This is a genomic window from Sphingopyxis sp. (assembly GCF_036261875.1).
Lineage (GTDB): Bacteria > Pseudomonadota > Alphaproteobacteria > Sphingomonadales > Sphingomonadaceae > Sphingopyxis.
Window position 1 is genome coordinate 181,099 of record NZ_DATAJZ010000034.1, and the last position, 23,625, is coordinate 204,723.

Here is a 23,625-nt window from a genome sequence, read left to right on the forward strand (position 1 = left end):
AGGACCCGTCATGGACCGCAGTGCTTCGCTTCGCGCTATCCGCCACGCCTGTCTGGCATCGATCATCGCCGCCGCCGGGATGGCATTTCCCGCCCATGCCCAAACCGCCGCAACTGAAACGGCACCTGCGGACGAGACGGCAAGCGCCCCGACCGAGGGCGAGATCATCGTCACCGCGCGCCGCCGCGACGAACGGCTGATCGACGCGCCGGTCGCGATCACAGCACTCGGCGGTGCGGCGCTCGACAATTATGCGGTCACCGAATTTACCGACATGGCTTCGCTCGTTCCGACGATGGTTGCGGGCAAGGCGGCCTCCGGCTCTTCGGCCAGCATCTTTCTGCGCGGCGTGGGTTCGACCGCGCTCAGCGCCGGTTTCGATCAGTCGGTGTCTTTCGTCGTCGATGGTATGCCGATGAGCCGGGGCCGCGAGATCAGCCTCAGCCAATATGACGTCCAGCGGGTCGAGGTGCTCAAGGGGCCGCAGGCGCTGTTCTTTGGCAAAAATGCGACCGCGGGTCTGATCTCGGTGACGACCAACAGCCCGAAGGATTTCTTCGAGGCGGGTTTCAAGGCCGGCTATGGCTTCGAGGCGAAAGAGAAATATGGCGAAGGCTATATCTCCGGCCCGCTCTCCGACACGCTTCGCGCGCGCCTGGCGTTCCGCCTTTCGGACAGCGAGGGCGCCTTCACCAACACCGCTGCCGAAACCTATCTCGACCCGCTCGGCATGGAACGGCACCGCAACAGCAAATATCGCGGCGGCGGCCGCACCTACAGCGGCCGCGCGACGATCGAATGGGACGCGGCGCCCAACCTGACCTTCCAGCTCAAGACCGGCTATACCGACCAGAAGGACGGCGGGCCGACCGACCTGATCGAACGTATCTGCGGCGGCGGTCGCACCGTTCCTTCCTCCGCGAACGGCATTCCGCCGAGCCCCAATGCCGATTGCGCGATCGACGGCCGCTCGGACAGCTCGACCCTGCCGGTCGCGGTGGCCGAGGCCAATTATCGCTATGCCGGGGACGGCCGCATGTATTCGCGCCTGAAGTCCGGCTACGGCATATTGACCGCGACGCTGACCAGCGACGTGTTCGACGTGACGTCGATCACTTCCTATTACCGCTTCAAGCAGACCGATCTCAACAATGTGTCGGGCGAAGCCTATCCGGCGAGCTTCTCGCAGCTCGCCGACTATCGCCAGACCGCCGAGGAGCTGCGCTTCCAGTCGAAATGGGACGGGCCGGTCAACGTGCTGTTCGGGCTGTTCGCGTCGAGCAACAAGTTCATCTTCAACACCGACGCCTATATCTTCCCGGTGCCGATCGATCCGTCCACCGGCACCTATGTCACCTTCAAGCGCGACAATGGCTTCAGCGGCAGTTCGATGTCGGCGTTCGGCGAGGTGACGGCCAATCTGTCCGAAGCGATCGAACTCGCGGCGGGCGCGCGCTGGAGCTATGAATCGCGCGATTCCTATCAGGAATCGCTGCCCGCGCACGCCGCTTTCGCGGCCGCCTTCCCGGCGGGTATTCGGCTTGACGATCGCTATCGCGAAGGCGATGTCTCGCCGCAGGTCACGCTGCGCTACAAGCCGTCGCGCGACCTGACTTTCTATGCCGCCTACAAGGAGGGCTTCAAATCAGGCGGTTTCAACATCTCGCAGTCGCTGACGCCCGGGGCCAGCGTCGCGGCCGGGCAGTTCGGTGCCGAGCGCGCTCGCGGCGGCGAGGCCGGGGCACGGGCCATTCTGCTGGGCGGCGCGCTGTCGCTCAACGCCACGGCCTATCTCTACGACTATCTCGACCTGCAGGTGCAGAGTTTCGACCCGGTGACCATCGGCCAGGTCGTCGCCAACGCCGGCACGCTGCGCGTTCAGGGGATCGAGGGCGATTTCAACTGGCGTTCGGGCGGCTTTTCGCTGCGCGGCGCGCTCGCCTATAATCATGCGCAGTACAAGGACTACGTCGGCCAATGCTATGCGGGGCAGACGGTCGCGGAGGGTTGCAACCTGCTTGCCGGCGCGACCGGTGACTATACGAGCCAGGATTATGACGGCCGCACGCCGCCCAAGGCGCCGCGCTGGGCGGGTCGGCTTGGTGCCGGCTATGAAGTCCCGCTGTCGGATTCGGGTTGGTCGCTCGAATTGAACGGCGACATGAGCTATAGCTCCAAATATAATTTCTCCGACACGCTGCGCCCCGATGCCGTGCAGTCGGGCTTCACCAAATTCGATGCGTCGCTGCGGCTCAACGGCCCCGACAAGCGCTGGAGCCTTGCCCTGATCGGCCGCAACCTCGGCAATAAATATGTGGTGACGGGCGGTTCCGACATCCCCTTTGCGGGCGGGACGGGGACCGGGTCGACGGCCACGCCCCCGGCCGCCGGCGTCCGGGCTGACATGTCGGCCTTCGTCGACAATCCGCGCGAAATCTATCTCGAAGCGTCGGTGAAATTCTGATGCGGCGGAGGAGGACGTCGCTGCGCCTCACCGTGGTGCTGGCGGCGGCGATGGTCCTGTCGCCCGCGCTTCGCGCCGCTCCCGGCGGGGGCGATGTCGGCGACGGCGGCCTTCCCGCTTTCTATGACTGGCGCGGCGCGCTCCCCGCCGATCCGGGCGCCATCGTCGCCGAAGAGCCGCTGCCCGCGGACTATTCGGTGCCCGGCGCGGCGAAAGCGGTCCGCATCCTCTACACGGCGCGCGACGGCATTACCGACCATGGCGTCGTTGCGGTATCCGCCGCGGTATTCGTGCCGAAGGGCGAGCCGCCGGCCGGCGGATGGCCGATCATGGCGTGGGCGCACGGCACCACGGGCATCGCCGACATCTGCGCGCCGTCGGCCAGGCCGCGCGGGGCGCGCGACAGCCAATATCTGTCGAGCTGGCTGAGCGGCGGCTTCATCGTGGTGGCCAGCGACTATCAGGGATTGGGGACGCCGGGGATCCATCCCTATTCCAACTATCGCGCCCATTCCTACAGCCTGCTCGACAGCGCCCGGGCGCTGCTCGCCACGCCGCGCTATCATGCGGCGAACCAGGTCATCCTCGCCGGCCAGTCGCAGGGCGCGGGGGCGGTCGTCGCCGCGGCGGGCTATGCACCCGCCTATGCGCCCGATCTCGCGATCCGCGGCGTCGTGGCGACGGGGGCGCCCAATCTGTCGAAAGCCGCGATCGAAAGCGGCCTTGCCTCGAGCGCGACCGACGTCATGGTCACCGGCGCCTATGCGATGATCGGCTATGAACTGAGCCGTATCCATCCGGATTTGTCGGCCGACGAGATATTCACGCCGCAGGGCCGCGAGCTCGAGGCCCATGTCGGCAGCGCCTGCCTGCCCGAACTGATGCAGGAAGCCGCCGCCAAGGGGCTCGATCCGGCACGGACCTTTCGGCCCGGTATGTTGAAGACGCTCTGGGATACCGATGTCGACCTGCGGTCCTTTCCGTTGCTCGCTTTCGACATGCCGCTGTTCTTCGGGATCGGCTCGACCGACACCGCCGCGCTGCCGATGACGACGCTGACGCTGGTCAACGACCTGTGCAGCCGCGGTAACACGGTCGAGGCTCGCATCTACAAGGACAAGGACCATTCGGGCGTCGTGAACGCCGCGGCCGCCGACGCCATCGGCTTTGCCAGAGCCGCGGTCGGGGGCATTCCCGTCGCCGCGACCTGTCGGGCTTTATGAAGGCCCACCGTTTGCACGCGCGGCTATCCTGGCTCGCACTGACCGCGGCCGTCGTCGCTGCGGCGCCGACCGCAGCCGGGCAGGCGGTGATCGGCCGGACGATCGACACGTCGGTGGAGGGGCCCGTGGTGCGGCCCGCGGCGCGACAGGGCGCTCCGAATATTCTCGTCTGGGTGATCGACGATACCGGTTTCGGGCAATTGTCGGCCTATGGCGGCCTCGTCGATACCCCCAATATCGACCGCGTGGCGGCGATGGGGCTGCGCTATTCCAATTATCATTCGACCCCGATCTGCTCGGCGAGCCGCGCTTCCCTTTTGACCGGGCGCAATTCGCACGAAGTTCATGTCGGCGGGCATTCGGCGATGGCGATCGGCTTTCCGGGGCAGGATGCGCTTGTCCCGCGCAGCGCGGGGACCATCGCCGAAAATCTCCGCCAGGCGGGCTATGAAACCTTCGCTGTCGGCAAGTGGGACCATTTGCCGCCGCGCGACGCGTCGGCCGCGGGGCCCTTCACCTATTGGCCGAGCGGCCAGGGGTTTGATCGCTTCTACGGTTTCCTTTCCTATGACGCCGACAATTTCGCGCCGCTGCTGTGGAGCGACCACAGCCCTGCGCCGCTTCCGGCCGATCCCGCCTATCATCTGAGCAGCGACATGGCCGACCGCGCGATCGCGATGATCGGCGCGCGGCAGGCGGCAGGGGGCGCGCGGGCTCCCTTCTTCCTCTATTGGGCCACCGGCGCCGGGCATTCGCCGCACCATGCCCCCGACGAATGGCTCGCGCGCTATCGCGGCAAATTCGACGAAGGATGGGACGTTGCGCGGGAAAGGATACTCGCGCGGCAGAAAGCGCTCGGACTGGTGCCCGCGGACGCGGAACTCCCGCCGCGACCCGAGGGCATGAAGCCCTGGGCCGAACTTTCGGCGGACGAACGCCGCCTCTATGCGCGCGCCATGGAGGCCTTTGCCGCTCAGCTCGCCCATGCGGACCATGAATTCGGGCGGATATTGGATGCGCTCGAGGCACAGGGCGAACTCGACAACACGATCATCGTCGTCACTTCCGACAATGGCGCGAGCGGCGAAGGCGCGGTGTCGGGCACCTATAGCGAGCAATTGATGGCGAACGGGCGTTTCGCCACCGTCGCGGAAAATCTCGCGCATATCGACGAATGGGGGCGGCGTGGCACCTATCCGCTTTATCCCGTCGGCTGGGCCGTCGCCGGCGACACGCCCTTCCGCTATTACAAACAGACGGCGTTCGAGGGCGGGATCCACGTTCCGTTGATCGTCGCCTGGCAAAGGGGGATTGCGGCGCATGGCGAGATCCGCAGCCAATATGCCCATATCAGCGATGTGATGCCGACGCTTCTCGAAGCCGCCGGCGTAAAGCCCGCGGCGATCGTCAACGGCGTCCGCCAGCAACCGATCAGCGGCACGTCGCTGACCTATAGCTTCGCCGATGCGGGCGCGCCGGACGCCAAAAAAGTCCAATATTATGAAATGTACGGCAATCGCTCCATCTGGGCGGACGGTTGGAAGGCGGTCATGCCGCACCGGCTGCAGACCTGGGATTTCAAGAAGCAGCCTCCGATCACCGATCAGGGATGGCAGCTTTTCGACCAGCGGCGCGATTTCAACGAACTGCATGACCTCGCCGCGCAAAATCCGCGAAAGCTGGCCGAACTCCAGCGCCTGTTCGACCGCGAAGCGAGAAAATATAACGTCTACCCGCTGACCAACACGGGGGCGGCGCAGCGGCTGATGGCCGCGAAGGCCGAGCGCCGGCTGGCCGAAACCGGCGGGCTGTTCCGCTATCAGGGACGGGTGAGCCGGATTCCGGAAGCGCTCGCTCCGCCGATTCATACCCACAGCTTCACGATGACGATGGCCGTCGATCCGGGGCAGCGCGGCAACGGGACGTTGATGGCGATGGGGGGGCGGTTCGGCGGCCTCGGTCTCTATCTGCGCGACGGCGTTCCTGTCCTGGCGCTGCGGACGATGGACGGCAAGCTGTCGCGCCTCGCGGCACCCGGCAGGCTGACCGGAAAGTCCCAAATCGGCCTCCGCTTCGACCGGATCGGACCCGAGGAGGCGCGCGCGACGATCAGTGTCGACGGCAAGGATGTCGCCACGTCATCTTTCCAGGGTGCGCTCTCCGTCTTCATCTTTTCGGGAAACGAGACGTTCGACATCGGGGCCGATCCGGGCACAACCGTTCTCGACGGCATCGATGCGCCCTTCGGGTTCGACGGCAAGATCGGCGAGACTCGCTTCGTCGTGTCATCGCCGCCGGGCTAATTTCAACCCGTCCGGCGTAGTTGTTGGAGGTTGATCACCACCCAGAATCCGCCGCGCTTCTCGACGAGCCCATGATCCTTGAAGAAGGTGATTTCGCGCTGCACGCTTTGGCGCGTTACGTCGAAGATGCTCGCGATGTCGCTCTGCGTGAACGGAAAATCGAGTTCGATCGGGCCACCGGCCGGACTGCCGGCGCATCGCTCGGCGAAATCGGCGAACATATTGGCGATCTGCTGGCGGAGACGTGTGGTCGCGCGCATTTCGCGCGCCGCGAGCTGGCGGCTGATCGCGTCGGCGAATTTCCGGCACAGCGCCTCGGGGATCGCCGCGTGGCTGTAATAAAGATCCCAGAAATCGCGTTCATGGAGAATGCGGATGCGGCTCCGTACCATCGCCACCGACGTGTGATTATAGGGGCGCCGCGACACCATCGCCGTTTCGGCATAGCAGTTGCCCGCGACATAGATGGTGATCAGCGCCTCGCTGCCGTCCTCGTGCAGACCGACGAGGCGAACATAGCCTTCGACGACCTGGAATATCCGGTTCGCGTCGCGGCCGGCTTCGGCGATGACTTCGCCGGGTTCGACGATCACCTCGACCGTCCGGGCGAGTACTGCGTCGCGGACCGGCGCGGGCAAGTCGCCGATCCAGTTCTCGTGGGTAATGATCCTCTGCATGGGCCGGTTCCGCCTTCTCTCCTTCTTGCGGTTGTAGCATCATCGTGCCGCAGCCCTGTGTAACATAGGTGTCATGCCTCGTGCGTCGCTTCGGTGCACACAGCCCCCGAATCACGGGACCGGCCCAATCCGGCTCACGGAACAGGAGAGGCGATATTACATCTACGACACGCAATCTGCTTCGGGCTTCGGGCGCGCTTGCCCTGACCGTCGCAACTCCGGCGCTGGCGCAAGAGGCTCCGCCCGCGAGCGACGCCGGCACGGAGACCCAGGCCAGCGAAGGCGGCATCGGCGAGATCATCGTGACCGCCCGCCGCCGCGAGGAATCGCTGCAGAACGCGCCAATCACCGTCACGGCCTTTTCGGGCGTCCAGCTCGAAGAAAAGGGCATCACCGATTTCAGCCGTCTGGCGCAGGCGACGCCGGGGATCAATTTCGACGCTTTCCCCAAGGCTGCGCCGCGTCCTTTCTTCCGCGGCGTCGGCAGCAGCAATCAGGGCGCGGGCGGCGATCCGTCGTCGGTCGCCTTTCTCGACGGCGTCTATCTTGGCCGCGCGGCCATGTTGGGCATCGACTTCTATGACATGCAGCGCGTCGAGGTGCTCAAGGGACCGCAGGGCACCCTGTGGGGCAAGAATGTCGTTGCGGGCTCGGTCAATTTCGTGACCGCCAAGCCGGTTGACCATGCCGAAGCCAATGCCCAGCTGACCTTCGGCGAATATGGCCAGATGAACGGTAATCTGATGCTCAACGCGCCGATCACCGACGGATTGGCAGCGCGCCTGACGCTGGGCGCGGTGACCAACGACGGCTTTCGCAAGACCTTCGATGGCCGCGCGCTCGACGACGAAAACAAGCTCAGCGCCCGTCTGCATGTGCGCGCCGACCTGTCGCCGGATACCTGGCTGCTGCTGACTGGCGACATTGCCAAGCAGGATCTTTCGGACAGTTCGCGGTTCAACGTGCTGCTCAACCCGTTCACGCCGGGCGTCGGCTATGCCGATTTCGACAATCCGCGCCGCGCCAATCCCGACCGGTTGGGGTTCACCAAATCGAAGACGGGCGGGTTGCGCGGTGAACTCTCGACCGATGCGCTCGGTTTCGCGAACTGGACGACGGTCGTGGCGTGGCGGACGCTCGACTATGATTTCTCGAACGATCTCGACGGCACCGACGCGGCGACCAATGCGGCGACGGGGCTGCCAGTAAGCGGGTTGCAGGTGCTGGCGCGCGAGCAGGCCGATTCCTATTCGGTCGAAAGCCGCCTTTCGTCGCTCGGCAATGGCCCCTTCAGCTGGGTTGCGGGGGTCTTCTACAACCGCGACGACGTCTATCGCGAGCGCGAAACGCAGCAGTCGGTGACGCCGACGACGATCAATCGCTTCTTCGGCCATTCGGTCAACAACAGCTATGCCGTGTTCGGCGAAGCGCAGTACAAGTTCGACTTCGGCTTGCGCCTGTTCGCCGGCGGACGTTTCACCCAGGAAAAGAAGGTCTATCGGGCGCGGCGCCTGCAGGGGCCGCTGGCGGCTCCGGTCACGAGCTATGATACCGAGACGACGCCGGGCGTGTTCGACAAGGGCGTGTTCACCTATCGCGTCGGTGCCGATTATCGTTTCAGCGACAATGTCTTCGCCTTTGCGACCGTGTCGACGGGGTTCAAGTCGGGCGCGTTTCAGGAACAGCCGGGTAGTGCGGAACTGGCCCGGATTCCGACCGATCCCGAACGGCTGACCAACTACGAAATCGGCCTCAAGACCGACTGGTTCGGTCGCACGCTTCGCGCCAATGTCTCGGCCTTCTGGATGGATTATCGCGATTTCCAGACGATCAAATATGTCCCCGACGCCGCGCAGGCGCCGGTAGGAACGCGCGTCGCGATCGATTCCGCCGATGCCACGATCAAGGGGGTGGAAACCGAGTTCGTCTTCCAGCCCGCGACCTGGATCGACGCCAACGTCCGCTATACCTATCTCCATCCCTATTTCACGCGCTTCATCCAGACTTCGGCCTATCTGGCGGACGGCACGCCGACCTTCGTCGACGGTGCGGGCAACCGGATGAGCCGGACGCCGAAACATGCCGTCAATGCGACGCTGGGGCTGCAGAGTGCGCGCGACGCGGCCTGGGGATGGCTGCGCGCCGAAGTGTCGATGGACTATCAGAGCGATGCGTTCGAAAACAACATCAACGACTATAAGGAATATCGCAAACCGCGCACTTTGTGGGACGCGAGCCTCACCTATAATTTCGACGACCGTTATTCGGTGCAGCTGTGGGGGCATAATCTGACCGACAAGGTCTACCGGATCTGGCAGACCAATGGCGGCGTCTATCAATATGTCCAATATGGCGCACCGCGGCAGTTCGGCGTGACCCTGCGGGCCAAGTTCCAGTGAAGGAGGCGCCCGCTTCCTGCCGCGTGCTCGTGCCCTCGGGGGTGCTCGGCTCGGGCTGCCCCGACGAGGCGCTGGCGCGCGGCGTTTCGCTCGCGCCCGACTGTATCGCGGTCGATGGCGGCTCGACCGACAGCGGGCCCTATTATCTCGGCACCGGCACGTCGAAGATGACGCGGCAGGCCACCAAACACGACTTGCGCCAGCTCATGCTCGCGCGCGACCGGCTCGGCGTCCCGCTGCTCGTCGGATCGTGCGGAACATCGGGAACCGACGCCGGGGTCGACTGGATGGCGGACATCGCCCGTGAGATCGCGCGCGAGGAGGGGTTCCAGGCGCGGCTCGCGCTCGTCTATTCCGAAATCGGGCCCGGCGCGCTGCTTCCCTATATCCAAACGGGGCGCACCGCGCCGCTCGATCCCGCGCTGCCGCTGACGGCGGAACGGGTGGAGGAGTGCGAGCATATTGTCGGCCTGCTCGGCTACGAGCCTTTGGCGGAAGCGATCGCGGACGGGGCCGACATCGTGCTTTCGGGGCGGACGACCGATACGGCGGTCCTGTCGGCCGTGCCGCTGATGCGCGGGTTTCCCGCAGGGGCCTCGTGGCACGCCGCGAAAACTGCGGAATGCGGCGGGCTCTGCACGATCGAGACGCGGCGGGGCGGGGTGTTCTTCACGATCGATGCTGACGGTTTCGAGATCGAGCCGCTCGACGGCGCGAACAGTTGCACGCCCTATACCGTCTCCGCCCATCTGCTCTATGAAAACGCCGATCCGTTTCGCCTGAAGGAACCGGGGATCATCCTCGACGCTGCCGATGCCCGCTATGAAGCGCTCGACGCACGGCGCGTGCGCGTCACCGGGTCGCGCGCCGAGGTGGTGCCCTATACGATCAAGCTCGAAGGCGCGGGCGGTCATGGTTACCGCACGATGGTGTTCAGCGCGATCGCCGATCCCAAGCTGCTCGCGCGCTTCGACGAATGGCTCGGCAATCTCGATGCCTGGCTCCGCGCCGGCATCGCGCGCGTGTTCGGTTTGGGCGAAGCGGATTATGGCCTCGATTTCCGGGCCTATGGCATGAACGCGCTCAATCCGGTGCCGCCCGCCGTGCCGCCGCACGAGGTCGGATTGATGACGCTCGTCTGGGCGCCGACGCAGGAGCTGGCGACCGAGATCGCCAAATATTGCAATCCCATGCTGCTCCATTTCCCGCTCAACCCCGACGACCCTCTGCCGAGCTTCGCCTTTCCCTTCTCCCCGGCCGAGGTCGAACTCGGGCGCCAGTATGAATTCAAGCTCAACCATGCCGTCACGGTCGACCGCCCCGATGCGTTTGCCCGAACCGTCTTCGAAACGATCGGGGAGGGTGCTCGTGACTAAGCTCGGCGATGTCGCAAAATATATCCGGTCGAAAAGCGCGGGCCCTTTCTGGGTGACGATCGACATCTTCTGCGAGGATGCCGCGAGCTTCGACCGGATCGCCGGGTCGCCGGCTCTCGCGCCGCGCGCGGTCGCGCGGCTGTTCGGGGTGTCGGAGAATATGATCCGGCAGTATCGGCTGCCTTCGATCCACGTCTTCAAGATCAGCTTTCCGCGCCCGCATGTTCAGGGCTCGCCCGGCGATGCGGATTCGCACGCGGGGCAATATTTCGTTCCCCTGCTGTCCGTCGATCTCGACTAGGAACCGGCCGCATGTCACCAGCAATTCTCGGTTTCGCCATGGTCGGCGTGTTCATGCTGCTCGTTATGTCGCGGCGGATGACTGCGGTGCCTGCCCTCGTCTTCGTGCCGCTCGTCTTTTCTTGCCTGGCCGGTACCGGCCTGCAGACCGGAACGATGATGATGGAAGGCGTGACGCAGGTCGCGACGACCGCGGTCATGCTGATCTTCGCGATTCTCTATTTCGGTATCATGATCGATGCCGGACTGTTCCAGCCGCTCGTCAACCGCATCATCGCCTGGGTCGGGAATGATCCGGCGCGGGCGACGGTCGGGCACGCGACGCTGGCGAGCGCGGTGGGTCTGGACGGCGACGGCACCACGACTGCGCTCGTCGGCGTGTCGTCGATGCTGCCCGTCTACCGGCGCCTCGGCATCGATGTGATGATCTTCGCGGTGATCGGGGGCATGTCCTTCATCATCATGAACATGAGTCCATGGGGCGGTCCCGCCGCGCGCGTCGCGGCTTCGCTGCACGTCGATCCGTCGGCGCTGTTCATTCCAATGCTGCCGGTCGCAGCGACGGGCCTCCTTTTCGTTTTCCTGCTCGCCCTGTGGTTCGGCCGCCGCGAACGCGCGCGCCTCGGCAAAGGGAACGCAGGTGAGGCGACAAAGGATCAGAATTTGGACGACCGGCGCATCGCGGAGATATTTCAGGCCGACCCCGATGCGCTGCGACCGCGCCTGATCTGGTTCAATCTCGCACTGACGCTGGGCCTGATGACAATGGTCGTCATCCGTTTCGCCCCGCTGCCGGTCCTGTTCATGGGCGGGCTCTCCGCCGCGCTCGTTGTCAATTATCCGAAGCTCGCCGACCAGCGCGCGCGCCTCACTGCCCATGCCGGCAATGCGCTCAGCGTTGGCGTGATGGTTCTCGCCGCCGGCGCCTTTACTGGCGTCATGGCGGGCACCGGGATGATCGACGCGATGGCGAAATCGATCCTCGCCATACTGCCGCCCGCGGTCGGCCCCTATCTGGGGGGCATCACGGCACTGCTTTCGATCCCGATGAATTTCTTCCTGTCGAGCGATGCCTTTTATTTCGGCGTCGTGCCGGTGCTGGCCGAAACGGCAAGTCATTATGGCATTTCGGCCGAAGAGATCGGCCGGGCGTCCCTCCTGGGTCAACCGATGCACTCGCTGAGCCCGCTCGTCGCAGCGGTTTATCTGAAATGCGCCTTGCTGGGCATCGAACTCGGCGATCTTCAGCGCTTTGCATGGAAATATGCGCTTTGCCTTTCCTTCGTGCTTATCGGTGCGGCGCTGCTGTTTGGCGTGATCCCTTTCTCGGCCGGATGACGCCTGCTTGCAAACCGGCGTCACGAAAGGAGAGTGTCCGCAAGCTACGAGATTACCGAGGCCGATTTACGCGATGAAGCCGGCAAGGTTCGGCGCGCCGCCTTGCGGAAAGAGCGACTGGCATGGTTGGCTGCAGATTGGCATCTTCGACCGGGCGATGATGTCCGCGTTTGCAACCGGCCCATCGCTTTGGCCGCGCCATGTTCAGACCGCGTCCAGCGCCTGTGCGAAATCGGCGATCAGGTCGTCGGCATTCTCGATCCCGATCGATACGCGCACCAGATTGTCGGTGATGCCCAGCGCCTTCTTGCGCTCGTCGGGGACCGACAGGTGGGTCATCGCGGCGGGGTGGCTCGCGAGCGTCTCGGTGCCGCCGAGGCTGACCGCCAGCTTGGCGATCTTCAGCGCGTCGAGGAAGCGGAAGCTCTCGGCCTCGCCGCCCTTGATGAACAGCGAGAAGGTCGATCCCGCGCCCGAGCAATGGCGGTCGAAAATATCCTTCTGCCGCGGATCGGCGATGAAGCCCAAATAGCCGAGCCCCTCGACCTTCGGATGATCGCGCAGGAAGGTGCAGACCTTCAGCGCATTCTCGCCCGCGCGGCTCATGCGCAGTTCGAGCGTTTCGAGGCTGCGCAGCAGCATCCACGCGGTGTTGGGGTCGCAGATCGTGCCGATCGTGTTGCGCATCGGGCGGATGACGTCGATCAGTTTCTGGTCGCCCGACACGCCGCCCGCGACGAGGTCCGAATGGCCCCCCGCATATTTGGTGAGGCTGTAGACGACGAGTTCGGCGCCCTGCTTCAGCGGCTGCTGCCAGAGCGGGCCGAGGAAGGTATTGTCGATCGCGATTGCGGGCTTCTGCTCGCCGGGAAAGGCCGCGTCGCGCGCCGCGCGGACCGCCTCGACGTCGACGAGCGCGTTGGTCGGGTTCGCCGGACTTTCGAGATAGACGAGCGACACCTTGCCGCCCTTTTCGGCGGCGAGCGCCTTGGCGCGCGCGAGGATCGCGTCGAGTTCCTCGCGCGTCGCGCCGGCGGGGAAGTCGACGAAGCTGACCCCGAAGCGCGACAGGATGCGCGCGATCAGCGTCTCGGTCGCGGCATAGAGCGGCCCCGAATGGACGATCACGTCGTTCTGGCCGACGAGCGCGAGAAGCAGGGTGGCGATCGCCGACATGCCGCTCGAAAAGACGAGGCTGTCGTCGGCGCCGTCCCAGACCGCGAGCCGGTCCTCGAGGATTTCCTGGTTCGGCCCGTTGAAGCGCGAATAGACGAGGCCGTCGGCGGGCCCCTGACGCTTGCCGGTGATATGCTCGAAGAAACGCTTGCCCGCGGCTGCGCTTTCGAAGGCGAAGGTCGAGGTGAGGAAAATCGGCGGCTTCAGCGATCCTTCGGACAGCACGGGATCATAGCCGAGCCCCATCATCAGCGTCGCGGGGCTGAGGTCGCGGTCGCCGATTTTCTTGCCGTTCGTCTTGGGGGTGCCGCGCATGGCCATGGGAATGCTCCTGTGAATGATCGGTCCCGCTATAACAGCACCGGTTTCGATTGTAACTAAATTGCGCGGGCCATTTCCTCGTTTGCGCGGAGGGGGGCGTCATTGCGAGGAGCGAAGCGACGAAGCAATCTCCAGCCCGCCTCCTTTCAGGACGATAGCTGGAGATTGCTTCCCCCGGCTTGCGCCGGGGTCGCAATGACGAAGGGGCCTAATCCCCCGATCAATCCTCGACGATCAGGCTGCGTTCCTTCGTTTCGGGAAGCAGCAGCGTCGCAACCCCCGCCATCGCGATCACCGCGGCGACATAGAAATAGAAGAGCCATTCGACTCCTTGGCCCTTGAGCCACAGCGCGACCATCTCGACCGTGCCGCCGAAGATCGCATTGCCGATCGCATAAGGGAGTGCGACGCCGAGCCCGCGGATATGCGCGGGAAACAGCTCGGCCTTCACCAGCGCATTGTTCGCCGTGTAGCCGCTCTGCAGGGTCAGCGGCACGAGGATCAGCAGCGTCGCGGTCACCGGCGAGGTGACCGTTTCGAGCGCGAAGAAGGTCGGCGCTGCGACGATCGCGCCGCCGATCCCGAACAGCAGCAGCATCGGTTTGCGCCCGAAGCGATCGGCGAGCGCGCCGAACACCGGCTGCATCGCCGCGAACCACAGCAGCGCTGCGGCGATGATCCAGGTCGCGGTCTCCTTGTCGAAGCCGACGCTGTTGAACAGGAATTTCTGCATATAGGTGATGTAGGTATAGGCGCCGAGCCCGCCGCCCGCCGACAGCATCCCGACGAGGATGCTTTCGCGCCGATGCTCCTTCCAGAGCAGCTTCGCGGTCGAGACTGGCCGGTCGACCGCCTGATTCTCGAACGACGGCGTTTCGGCGAGGCTGCGGCGCAGCACATAGACGCCGAGCGCGAGCAGCGCGCCGATGACGAAGGGGATGCGCCAGCCCCAGGCGGTCAGTTCGGCCTCGGTCAGAAAGGCCTGCAATATGATCGCGACGAAGATCGCGCAAAGCTGGCCGCCGATCAGCGTCAGATATTGGAAGCTGGCCCAGAAACCGCGATGCGCGCGCGGCGCCATTTCGGAAAGATAGGTTGCGCTCGCGCCATATTCGCCGCCGAGCGACAGCCCCTGCAGGATGCGCGCGGCGATCAGCACCGCGGGGCCGAACAGCCCCGCCTGCGCATAGGTCGGCGCGGCGGCGAGCAGCAGCGAGCCGCCGAACATCAGCGCCACCGACAGCGTCAGCCCCGCCTTGCGCCCGCGCGCGTCGGCGAAGCGTCCCATCACCCACGCGCCGATCGGCCGCATGATGAAGCCGACGGCAAAGATCGTCGCGGTGCTCAAAAGCTGCGCGGTCGGGTCCTCCTTGGGAAAGAAGACCGGGGCGAAATAGATGGCGAAGGCGGCATAGGCGAACCAGTCGTACCATTCGACCAGATTGCCCGCCGAGCCGCCGATGATCGACAACAGGCGCTTGCGCGGTATCGCCAGGGCTTTCATTCCGTCCCCCAATTCCTTCGGCCTTTACCCGTCATCCCGGCGAAGGCCGGGATCTCACCCTATCGTTCTGACGCGCCGGTGAGATCCCGGCCTTCGCCGGGATGGCGGGCGTGGTTTCGGTTTTTGCGGCGTCATGCAAGCCCGATCACCGAAATCTGCCGCCCATAGCCATTTTCTTGCCTGTGGCACGCGCGGCGATAGCTGAAATATTCCACTTCCTCGGCGTAAGTGTCCTGCCCGCCGATCGCGACGGTGCCGACCCCCGCCGCGGCGAGGCGCGCGGCGACATAGGCGGCGATGTCGAACATCGCGTGCCCCGGCTTGCCCGCCGCGAAGAAACGCTCGTTCGCGGGGTCGTCGGTGACGAAGCGCTGCACGAACCCCTCGTCGACTTCATAGGAGGCGCGGCCGATGCACGGGCCGATCGCGGCGACGATATGCGCGCGGGTCGCGCCCAGGCTTTCCATCGCGCCCAGCGTCGCGTCGGTGACCCCGGCGATCGCGCCCTTCCATCCCGCATGGGCCGCACCGACGACTCCTGCGGCGGTATCGGCGAACAGCACCGGGACGCAGTCGGCGGTCAGGATGCCGAGCAGCACGCCGGGGGTGCGCGTCGCGAGCGCGTCGGCCTCGGGCCGCGCGGCCAGATCGCTCGCCGCATCGACGATAACGCAGCGGTTTCCATGCACCTGATAGAGGCCCGTCAGTGCCGCTCCGGGCAAGATCGCATCGGCGGCGCGGCGGCGGTTCTCGGCGATCAGCGCCGGATCGTCGCCCGATCCGAGCCCGCAATTGAGCGAGGCGAGGTCGCCGCTCGACACGCCGCCCCTACGCCCGAAGAAGCCGTGCGGCACGTCCGCGAGCGGCGCGGCGGTGGTGAAAGGCGGGGTCACAGGTCGAGCCTCCAGATGCGGTCCTCGTCGATATGGTTGCCGACGCGGAACGCATTCCGGCCGATATCGACGAAACCATAGCGCCGGTAAAAGGCCTGCGCGCGCGGATTTTCGGTGAAGACCGACAGATAGAGGATCGATGCGCGCTCCCGCGCCCAGCTGATTCCCCAGTCCATCAGCGCCGCCGCGACCCCGGTGCCCTTGCCTTCGGGCGCGACGTAAAGCTGGTGAAGTTCGGTCGCGTCATCGGTGGGATGCCCTGCGGGAATCGGGAAATCGATCGGGCCGAGCTTGGCAAAGCCCTGGATGGCGCCTTCTTCGCCGCGGATCAGCGCGATGGTCCATTCGGGGTCGGCAATCTGCGCCGCGATGCGCGCGGGCGGGTTCCAGTCGGCGAGGAAGGCGGCAAGGTCTGCGGGGTCATAGATATGGCCGAAGGTGTGGACGAAGGACGCCTCGGCGAAGCGCGACAGTTCCGCGGCCTCTTCGGCGCTCGCAAGCTGGATGGCGGTCATGCGGGGTCTCCGGTAAATCCTGCCGGCTGCGGCCAGCCGGGGGCGGTGAAGGCGATCAGCTTGAACAAATCGCCCATCGCATCGGTTTCGACGAGCCGGTCGCGCTGGCCCTTGAGCTCGTCGGCGCGCCCAGGCGTCGCGGTCGTCAATGTTTTCAGCCGCGCGTCGATGCCGAGCCGGCGCAGCCAGTCGCCTTGCGTTGCAAGGCCGCTGACCGCCACCCCGGCGGGCCGCGCCGCCTCGGCGAGCGCGGTGAAATCGACATGCGCGGTCAGGTCGGCCTCGCCGGGATCGGCGAAGGGGTCGGCGAAGCGATGCGCCCGTACCGCCTGCAACGTGTCGCCGGCGGCGGGACCGGCATGGCCATAGTCGATCGCCAGCATCGCGCCGCCCTGCCGCGCGAGACGGAAGGCGCAGCGCTGGATGATCGCGGCTGCGACCGGGGCGGTCTCGACGATCGTGCCGTCGGGTTGGTCGCGGAGGGCAGGGGGAATGGCGTCGTCGGCTGGAATCGCGCCCGCGACAGGCATCAGCGCCTCGTCGCGCCGTTCGACCATGCGCTCGCGCCAGCCCCCGGCGGTGCGAACATATTGGTGGACCGGTAGCGCGTCGAAAAATTCGTTGGCGACGATGACCAGCGGCGCATCATCCGGCAACGCGTCGACCTCGTCCTGATGCTCGGCCTCCGGCAGCCGCGCCGATTGGGCGGCGCGCAAGGTCGGGCTCGTCTCGACCAGATGGATGCCGAGCGGCGCGCAGCCGAAGCGCGCCGCCGCGCGCAGCGCATCGGCGGCGAGCGTGCCGCGACCGGGGCCGAGCTCGACATAGCGGAAGGGCGGGCTCCCCGCGCGGGTCCACAGGTCGGCGATCCACAGGCCGATCAGCTCGCCGAACATCTGGCTGATCTCGGGCGCGGTGGTGAAATCGCCCGCTGCGCCGAGCGGATCGCGCGTCGCGTAATAATGCGCGTTCGCGGCCGCCATATAGTCGGCGACCGTCGTCGGCCGGGCGGCGGCGATGTCCTGAATCAGCCGTTCGGGGGTCGGCGGACCGTCACGCAACGCTGTCCGTCCCCGCGATCGGCTCGACGCGCTGGCGGCGTCCCTTCGCGGTGAGGGCGAGCCAGAGGCCGATCAGGATCATCGGCACCGTCAGCCACTGGCCCATCGACAGGCCGGTCATGTCGACCACCCATTGGCGCTGGACGTCGGGCTCGCGCACGAACTCGACGGTGAAGCGGCTGAGGCCATAGACGATCGCCGCGAGCCCGAACAGGAAACCCGGCTTGTAGCGCGCATCGGTGCGCCAGAAGAAGAAGGCGAGCACCGCCATCATCACGATTCCTTCGAGCCCGGCTTCGTAAAGCTGGCTCGGGTGGCGCGGTTCGGGGCCGCCGTTCGGAAAGACGATCGCCCAAGGGACGTAGGCGACCCGGCCCCACAGCTCGCCGTTGACGAAATTGGCGAGGCGGCCGAGGAACAGCCCGATCGGCACGACACAGGCGATATAGTCGCAAAAGCGCAGGAAGCTGAGCTTCTCCTTGCGCGTCACATACCAGATGGCGATCAGCACCCCGATCACCCCGCCGTGCAGCGACATGCCGCCGTCCCACAGGCGAAAGATATCGAGCGGCTTTTGCGAATAGACCTCGAAATTATAGAAGAGGACGTAACCGAGCCGGCCGCCGAGGATGATGCCGAGCATGGCATAGAAGATCATGTCGTCGGCATGGCGGCGCGCCATCGGGGCGCCGGGCTGTGCGATCAGCTTGAGCAGATACCAATAGCCGAGAAAGATTCCCGCGAGATAGGCGAGCGCATACCAGCGGATCGGCAGGCCGAAGACGCTGAACGCGATCTCGCTATGCTCTCCCATGAATTCCCGGAAGTTAAGATATTGCGTCGCTTCGGCTAAGGTTGCAAAAAGAAACATATAGTCGCGCTGTCCTTCCCCAGGAGAGGCCTTCCCCATAGGGGGTAAGGCGAGCGAGACCAAGAGGAGAGATGCCCCATGCCTTCCGCGCTCGATTTGCGCCTGGATACCGCTTACGACCTGATCACCGGTCCGGGCGGTCCGATCGCGGTCGGCTCCGTCGAACGTTCCGGCCGCGAGCTGCCCTTCATCACCAACGCGCCGACGAATCTGGCCGACTATGTCGCCTATTTCAGCGCGCTGCACGGCGACGCGACCTTTCTGGTCGAAGGCGACGAACGGCTGAGCTTTGCCCAGGTCCATGCCGCGGCGCGCCGGGTCGCGGCGGCGCTGATCGACGGGCACGGCGTGCAGCGCGGCGACCGCGTCGCCATCGCGATGCGCAACGCCAACGCGTGGTGCGTCACCTATCTCGGCATCCTGCTCGCGGGCGGCTGCGCGACGTTGCTCAACGGCTGGTGGCAGGGCGCCGAACTGGCGGCGGGGATCGACGATGCCGAAGCGATGCTGGTCATCGCCGACGTTCAGCGTGCCGCGCGGCTTCGGGAGCCCGGCGTCTCGCATGGCGCGAAGCTGATCACTCTCGACATCGCGCAACCGCTCGATGCCGCGCTCGCGCCGATCACCGACGCGGGCGGCAGCGCCGATACCGCGCTGCCGGCGCTGACCGGTCAGGATCTCGCAACGATCCTCTTCACCTCGGGCTCGACCGGCCAGTCGAAGGGCGCTTTTTCCCGGCACGAGGCCGTCGTGCAGGCGATCTTCAACTATGTGACGCAGACCGCGAGCATCGTCCATCTGCTGACCGAGGACGGGCAGATGTCGGACATTCAGCCCGCGACGCTGATCTGCACTCCGCTGTTTCATGTCACCGCCGAAATCCCGGTGTTTCTGCAAAGCTTCGCACTCGGCCGCAAGCTCGTGCTGATGCCGAAATGGAGCGCCGACGAGGCGATGCGGCTGATCCAGGACGAACAGGTCAATTATTTCGTCGGCGTGCCCCTGATGAGCTATGAAATTCTCGTCAGCCCGAACCGCAAGAATTACGATCTGTCGACGTGCAAGAGCTACGCCGGCGGCGGCGCGCCGCGCCCGCCCGAACATGTCCGCCGCCTCGCGACCGAGATGGGCGACGGCAAGCCCTTGCTCGGCTATGGCCTGACCGAGACCAACGCCGTCGGCTGCGGCATCATCAACGAAAATTACCTCGAAAAGCCGCTGTCGACCGGTCCCGCGTCGAAGCCGCTCGTCGATCTCGCGATCCTCGACGACAATGGCGACGAACTGCCGCAGGGCGGCGTCGGCGAGGTGTGCATCCGTTCGGTCGCCAATTTCGAGGGCTATTGGAACAATCCCGAAGCGACGAAGGCGGCCTTCTTCGACAATGGCTATTTCCGCTCGGGCGACCTCGGCTATGTCGACGCGGACGGCTATCTGTTCATCGTCGACCGCAAGAAGGACATCATCATCCGGGGCGGCGAGAATATCAGCTGCCAGGAAGTCGAGGCCGCGATCTACGAGCATCCCGAGGCCAATGAATGCGCGGTCTTCGGCCTGCCCGACGAGCGGCTGGGCGAGGTGGTTGGCGCGGTGATCTGGATGAAACCCGGCAGCGCCGTCACCGCCGAGGACATGGCCGCCTTCCTCGGCCAGCGCCTCGCGCCCTACAAGGTGCCGCTCAGGATCTGGATGTCGAACGACGCACTGCCCAAGCTCGGCAGCGAGAAGATCGACAAGGTGACCCTGCGCACCAAATATCGCGAGGAATATGCGGCGGAGGTCGTCGCCTGATTTGCTTGCGGAACGGAAGGGCAAGACCCGCCGGCTTCCGACATATTTCGTCATCCTGGACTTGATCCGGGATCCCGCTCGGCGACGCTCGAAAAGCGGGACCCCGGATCAGGTCTGGGGTGACGCGCGAGACTGGATGGGATCTGTCCAAAATCCCTGTTCAAAGGCCCCCTACCGACGACCGCATTGATTATGAACGCGATCCCGTTATCCTGAACCGGCAGGGGCTCAAAAAGATCATGAGGTCGCGCCCATGTCCATTCTCCGCCCCTTCCTGTCGCGCGTCATTCGTCACGGCCGGCTGACCGTCGTCGATCCCGACGGCGGGGCCGAGCATTTCGGCGAGCCCGCGCCGGGCTTTCCGGACGTCGCGGTGCGCTTCGCCACCCGCCGCGCGATGCGCCGCGTGATCCTCGACCCGCGTCTCGGCGCGGCCGAGGCGTTCATGGACGGCGAGGTGGAACTGACCGACGGCGATATCATGGCGCTGATCGGCCTCCTGCGCATGAACACGCCGTGGGATCGCGGGGCGAAGCTCAAGGACAAGACGTGGCTCGGCCGGCGGGTCGAGGGGGTGAAGACGCGGCTCGGCTCGGTCAACCGCCGCCGCCGCTCGCGCGCCAATGTCCAGCATCATTACGACATCGGCAACGACCTCTACCGCCTCTTCCTCGACGCCGACATGCAGTACAGCTGCGCTTACTGGCCGCGCGCGGACATGACGCTCGACGAAGCGCAGGCGGCGAAAAAGGCGCATATCGCGGCGAAACTCGCGCTGAAACCGGGGCAGCGCGTGCTCGACATCGGTTGCGGCTGGGGCGGGATGGCGATCACCCTTGCGAAGCTCGAGCAGGTCGAGGTGCTGGGGATCACCCTGTCGGACGAACAGCTCGCGCTCGCCCGGCAGCGTGCCGAGGCGGCGGGGGTCGCCGACTGCGTCCGCTTCGAGCTGATCGACTATCGCGACCTTGCCGCGCGCGAGGCGGGGCGGTTCGACCGCATCGTCTCGGTCGGCATGTTCGAGCATGTCGGTGCGCCGAACTATGACGTCTTTTTCCGCGCCTGCGCGAACCTGATGACCGCCGAGGGCGTGATGCTGCTCCACACGATCGGGCGCTTCGGCAAGCCGGGCGCGACCGACGCCTTCACGCGCAAATATATCTTCCCCGGCGGCTATATTCCCGCACTCAGCGAGACGCTGGCGGCAAGCGAGAAGAGCCGCCTGATCGTCACCGATGTCGAGACGCTGCGGCTGCATTATGCGCTGACGCTGCGCCAATGGTATGCGCGCACGCTGGCGCACGAGGCCGAGATCGCCCAGATGATGGGCGAGCGCTTTTTCCGCATGTGGACCTTCTACCTTGCCGGGGCGACCGCGGCGTTCGAGAGCGGCGGGATGGGCAATTACCAGATCCAGTTCGCGCGCAGCCGCCACGCGCTGCCGCTGACGCGCGATTACATGGCCGAGGCCGAAGCGGCCTATCGCGAAATAGGTTTGGCATAACGGTGACCTTCGTTTGGACCGTCATTGCGAGGAGCCCCTTCGGCTGGCCGGCAGGCCGGCCGCTCAGGATAAACTTCGACTTCGTCGAAGGCGACGCGGCAATCCAGAGCGTGCGTAAACCGCTCTGGATTGCTTCGCGCAGTTTATCCTGAGCGTCTGCAAGGCAGTCGAAGGGCTCGCAATGACGAAACGCCCTAAACGCACCGTTGGAATCTCCACTGTCAAAGAGCTATGAGCCGACCGGGGGCCATCCCCTCTCTATATTCTTGCGGGATCGCACCATGACCAATTTGCCCCCGTCGCAGGGCATCGAGCCGTTCCGGGCCATCGAGATCAGCGCCCTCGCGCGCAAATTGCGCGCGGAGGGCCGGTCGGTGATCCATATGGAGTTCGGCCAGCCCGCCGACGGCGCCCCCGCGGGCGCCGTCGCGGCGGCGCGCGCCGCGCTGGATGAACCCGACATGGGCTATTGGGAAAGCGTGCCGCTGCGCCAGCGCATCGCGCGCCATTATGGCGAGCATTATGGCGTCGATGTCGATCCGCAGCGGATTTTGCTGACCTGCGGCGCCTCGCCCGCGCTCGTGCTGGCGCTGCTGACCGGCTTTGCGGCGGGCAGCCGCGTGATGACCGCGCGGCCCGGCTATGTCGCCTATCGCAATTCGCTGCGCGCCTTGCAGATGATCCCGGTCGAGGTCGAATGCGGCGCGGCCGACCGCTTCCAGATTCATGCGCGCCATATCCGCGAAGCCGATCCCGCGCCCGACGGCCTGATCGTCGCGAGCCCCGCCAATCCCACCGGGACGATCATTCCGCCTGCCGAGCTCGCCGACCTTGCCGACGCCTGCCGCGAGCGCGGCGTCCGCATCATCTCCGACGAAATCTATCACCGGCTGAGCTATGGCGCCGAAACGCACAGCATGTTGCAATATGACCCCGGCGCCTTCGTCATCAACAGCTTCTCCAAATATTACGGCATGCCCGGCTGGCGCCTCGGCTGGATCGTCTGCCCGCCCGATCTGGTCGCGGGCGCGCGCGCCCGGCTCGGCAATCTGTTCCTGTCGCCGCCCGCGCTCAGCCAGCAGGCGGCGCTCGCGGCCTTCGACTGCGAGGAAGAGCTCGACGCGCGCGTCGCCATGTATCGCCGCAATCGCCAGTTGCTGATCGACTGCCTGGCCCGGATCGGCATCACCGACATCGCCCCGTCGGACGGCGCTTTCTATGTCTATGCCTCGATCGCCCATCTGACCGACGACAGCCTGGCCCTGTGCAAAAGGCTACTCGAGGACACGGGCGTCGCCACCGCGCCGGGACTCGATTTCGACCCCGAGCGCGGCGGCAGCTTCATCCGCTTCAGCTATGCCGTGACGACCGATATGGCGGGCGAAGCCTGCGCGCGGCTGGAGGCGTGGTTTGCCAGCAATATGCCGGACAGGCTCGATTAGACGCGCGCGCTGGATTTTGTGCTAAGCCCGCTGTCACGATAATCCGGAGTCGGGAGGAAAGGCGAGGGATCATGCGGCCGCTTCCATCCAGCCTGTTCCTGCCCTTGCTGCTGCTCGGCCTGATCGGCGCCGATCCGGCCTTTGCGAAGCCGCCGGAGCCGGAGTTGACGCCGCAATTCTATCGCCGCAACTGCATGATGTGCCACAAGACGGCGGTTCCCGAAGGCCTCGACCCCGCGATCACCGCGGGCGTGCGCCCGCCGCACCCGACCCGATCGCGCGACGCCATGCCCGGCGTCACATGCTGGCGCCGCTGCGAAAAATGCTGGCCCCATCCGGGCAAGTCGAAGCGGTGAGGGAATATGGTGGAATTGGATTGCGGTGACGGGCGCGGAAATCTCCAATTGGAATTTAGGGGTTTACGCACCTGTCACCGTAATTTCCGTGAAAGGCTAGACGGTGAATAG

18 protein-coding genes are annotated in these 23,625 nt (G+C 65.6%); 11 read left to right on the forward strand and 7 right to left on the reverse strand.

The window, feature by feature from the left end; genetic code table 11:
- The first annotated feature begins 10 nt into the window (after nt 1–10).
- From VHO04_RS15525 to VHO04_RS15535, 3 genes are read left to right on the forward strand one after another with little or no spacing between them, the layout of a single operon-like run.
- Nucleotides 11–2,464: a TonB-dependent receptor gene (locus VHO04_RS15525; protein WP_329629144.1), complete on the forward strand. Its 2,454-nt coding sequence runs from the start codon at nt 11–13 to the stop codon at nt 2,462–2,464.
- Complete coding sequence (locus VHO04_RS15530) at nt 2,464–3,687, forward strand: lipase family protein (RefSeq protein WP_329629145.1); 1,224 nt, start codon at nt 2,464–2,466, stop codon at nt 3,685–3,687. Before VHO04_RS15525 ends, VHO04_RS15530 begins: the two co-directional genes overlap by 1 nt.
- Nucleotides 3,684–5,990 (forward strand): arylsulfatase, encoded by a 2,307-nt coding sequence (locus VHO04_RS15535; RefSeq protein WP_329629146.1) that lies wholly within the window; start codon nt 3,684–3,686, stop codon nt 5,988–5,990. The genes VHO04_RS15530 and VHO04_RS15535 overlap by 4 nt, the downstream gene beginning before the upstream one ends.
- A gap of 2 nt (nt 5,991–5,992) precedes the next feature.
- On the opposite strand, the gene VHO04_RS15540 is transcribed toward VHO04_RS15535, so the two are convergent.
- The gene (locus VHO04_RS15540) at nt 5,993–6,667 is read right to left on the reverse strand and encodes a Crp/Fnr family transcriptional regulator (protein WP_329629147.1); all 675 of its coding nucleotides are present in this window, start codon (nt 6,665–6,667) and stop codon (nt 5,993–5,995) included.
- A gap of 302 nt (nt 6,668–6,969) precedes the next feature.
- On the opposite strand from VHO04_RS15540, the gene VHO04_RS15545 reads away from it, so the two are divergent.
- From VHO04_RS15545 to VHO04_RS15560, 4 genes are read left to right on the forward strand one after another with little or no spacing between them, the layout of a single operon-like run.
- Nucleotides 6,970–9,066 carry a TonB-dependent receptor gene (locus VHO04_RS15545; RefSeq protein ID WP_329629148.1) on the forward strand — a complete coding sequence of 699 codons (2,097 nt, stop codon included), beginning with the start codon at nt 6,970–6,972 and terminating at the stop codon, nt 9,064–9,066.
- 23 nt (nt 9,067–9,089) lie between these two features.
- The gene (locus VHO04_RS15550) at nt 9,090–10,442 is read left to right on the forward strand and encodes an acyclic terpene utilization AtuA family protein (protein ID WP_329629149.1); all 1,353 of its coding nucleotides are present in this window, start codon (nt 9,090–9,092) and stop codon (nt 10,440–10,442) included.
- Nucleotides 10,435–10,743: a DUF4387 domain-containing protein gene (locus tag VHO04_RS15555; protein WP_329629150.1), complete on the forward strand. Its 309-nt coding sequence runs from the start codon at nt 10,435–10,437 to the stop codon at nt 10,741–10,743. The genes VHO04_RS15550 and VHO04_RS15555 overlap by 8 nt, the downstream gene beginning before the upstream one ends.
- Nucleotides 10,744–10,754: 11 nt before the next feature.
- A complete protein-coding gene (locus tag VHO04_RS15560; RefSeq protein ID WP_329629151.1) occupies nt 10,755–12,080 on the forward strand; it encodes a citrate:proton symporter in 1,326 nt (441 codons plus the stop codon).
- Between the two features lie 204 nt (nt 12,081–12,284).
- Here the strand turns inward: VHO04_RS15560 and VHO04_RS15565 are convergent, their stop codons facing one another.
- The 6 genes from VHO04_RS15565 to lgt form a co-directional block, all read right to left on the reverse strand.
- Complete coding sequence (locus VHO04_RS15565) at nt 12,285–13,577, reverse strand: cystathionine gamma-synthase family protein (RefSeq protein WP_329629152.1); 1,293 nt, start codon at nt 13,575–13,577, stop codon at nt 12,285–12,287.
- A 220-nt stretch (nt 13,578–13,797) separates the two neighbouring features.
- Entirely contained in the window at nt 13,798–15,081 is a 1,284-nt protein-coding gene (locus VHO04_RS15570) for an MFS transporter (RefSeq protein ID WP_329629153.1), read from the reverse strand.
- A 131-nt stretch (nt 15,082–15,212) separates the two neighbouring features.
- Nucleotides 15,213–15,974 (reverse strand): peptidoglycan editing factor PgeF, encoded by a 762-nt coding sequence (gene pgeF / locus VHO04_RS15575; protein WP_329629154.1) that lies wholly within the window; start codon nt 15,972–15,974, stop codon nt 15,213–15,215.
- The gene (locus tag VHO04_RS15580; RefSeq protein WP_329629155.1) at nt 15,971–16,489 is read right to left on the reverse strand and encodes a GNAT family N-acetyltransferase; all 519 of its coding nucleotides are present in this window, start codon (nt 16,487–16,489) and stop codon (nt 15,971–15,973) included. Before VHO04_RS15580 ends, pgeF begins: the two co-directional genes overlap by 4 nt.
- Nucleotides 16,486–17,550 carry a class I SAM-dependent methyltransferase gene (locus VHO04_RS15585; protein ID WP_414713125.1) on the reverse strand — a complete coding sequence of 355 codons (1,065 nt, stop codon included), beginning with the start codon at nt 17,548–17,550 and terminating at the stop codon, nt 16,486–16,488. Before VHO04_RS15585 ends, VHO04_RS15580 begins: the two co-directional genes overlap by 4 nt.
- Complete coding sequence (lgt, locus tag VHO04_RS15590) at nt 17,543–18,364, reverse strand: prolipoprotein diacylglyceryl transferase (protein ID WP_329629156.1); 822 nt, start codon at nt 18,362–18,364, stop codon at nt 17,543–17,545. The genes VHO04_RS15585 and lgt overlap by 8 nt, the downstream gene beginning before the upstream one ends.
- A 135-nt stretch (nt 18,365–18,499) precedes the next feature.
- On the opposite strand from lgt, the gene VHO04_RS15595 reads away from it, so the two are divergent.
- The 4 genes from VHO04_RS15595 (at nt 18,500) to VHO04_RS15610 (ending at nt 23,514) form a co-directional block, all read left to right on the forward strand.
- Complete coding sequence (locus VHO04_RS15595; RefSeq protein WP_329629157.1) at nt 18,500–20,212, forward strand: class I adenylate-forming enzyme family protein; 1,713 nt, start codon at nt 18,500–18,502, stop codon at nt 20,210–20,212.
- A 253-nt stretch (nt 20,213–20,465) separates the two neighbouring features.
- The gene (locus tag VHO04_RS15600) at nt 20,466–21,716 is read left to right on the forward strand and encodes a cyclopropane-fatty-acyl-phospholipid synthase family protein (RefSeq protein WP_329629158.1); all 1,251 of its coding nucleotides are present in this window, start codon (nt 20,466–20,468) and stop codon (nt 21,714–21,716) included.
- Between the two features lie 281 nt (nt 21,717–21,997).
- A complete protein-coding gene (locus VHO04_RS15605) occupies nt 21,998–23,158 on the forward strand; it encodes a pyridoxal phosphate-dependent aminotransferase (protein ID WP_329629159.1) in 1,161 nt (386 codons plus the stop codon).
- 71 nt (nt 23,159–23,229) lie between these two features.
- Nucleotides 23,230–23,514, forward strand: a complete 285-nt coding sequence (locus VHO04_RS15610; RefSeq protein WP_329629160.1) for a hypothetical protein — start codon at nt 23,230–23,232, stop codon at nt 23,512–23,514.
- Nucleotides 23,515–23,625: the final 111 nt, after the last annotated feature.

Bases quoted from the DNA above. Each gene is read 5' to 3' on its own strand.
- VHO04_RS15525 (WP_329629144.1), top strand. From the start codon at position 11: ATGGACCGCAGTGCTTCGCTTCGCGCTATCCGCCACGCCTGTCTGGCA.
- VHO04_RS15530 (WP_329629145.1), top strand. From the start codon at position 2,464: ATGCGGCGGAGGAGGACGTCGCTGCGCCTCACCGTGGTGCTGGCGGCG.
- VHO04_RS15535 (WP_329629146.1), top strand. From the start codon at position 3,684: ATGAAGGCCCACCGTTTGCACGCGCGGCTATCCTGGCTCGCACTGACC.
- VHO04_RS15540 (WP_329629147.1), bottom strand. From the start codon at position 6,667: ATGCAGAGGATCATTACCCACGAGAACTGGATCGGCGACTTGCCCGCG.
- VHO04_RS15560 (WP_329629151.1), top strand. From the start codon at position 10,755: ATGTCACCAGCAATTCTCGGTTTCGCCATGGTCGGCGTGTTCATGCTG.
- VHO04_RS15565 (WP_329629152.1), bottom strand. From the start codon at position 13,577: ATGGCCATGCGCGGCACCCCCAAGACGAACGGCAAGAAAATCGGCGAC.
- VHO04_RS15570 (WP_329629153.1), bottom strand. From the start codon at position 15,081: ATGAAAGCCCTGGCGATACCGCGCAAGCGCCTGTTGTCGATCATCGGC.
- VHO04_RS15580 (WP_329629155.1), bottom strand. From the start codon at position 16,489: ATGACCGCCATCCAGCTTGCGAGCGCCGAAGAGGCCGCGGAACTGTCG.
- lgt (WP_329629156.1), bottom strand. From the start codon at position 18,364: ATGGGAGAGCATAGCGAGATCGCGTTCAGCGTCTTCGGCCTGCCGATC.
- VHO04_RS15595 (WP_329629157.1), top strand. From the start codon at position 18,500: ATGCCTTCCGCGCTCGATTTGCGCCTGGATACCGCTTACGACCTGATC.
- VHO04_RS15600 (WP_329629158.1), top strand. From the start codon at position 20,466: ATGTCCATTCTCCGCCCCTTCCTGTCGCGCGTCATTCGTCACGGCCGG.
- VHO04_RS15605 (WP_329629159.1), top strand. From the start codon at position 21,998: ATGACCAATTTGCCCCCGTCGCAGGGCATCGAGCCGTTCCGGGCCATC.
- VHO04_RS15610 (WP_329629160.1), top strand. From the start codon at position 23,230: ATGCGGCCGCTTCCATCCAGCCTGTTCCTGCCCTTGCTGCTGCTCGGC.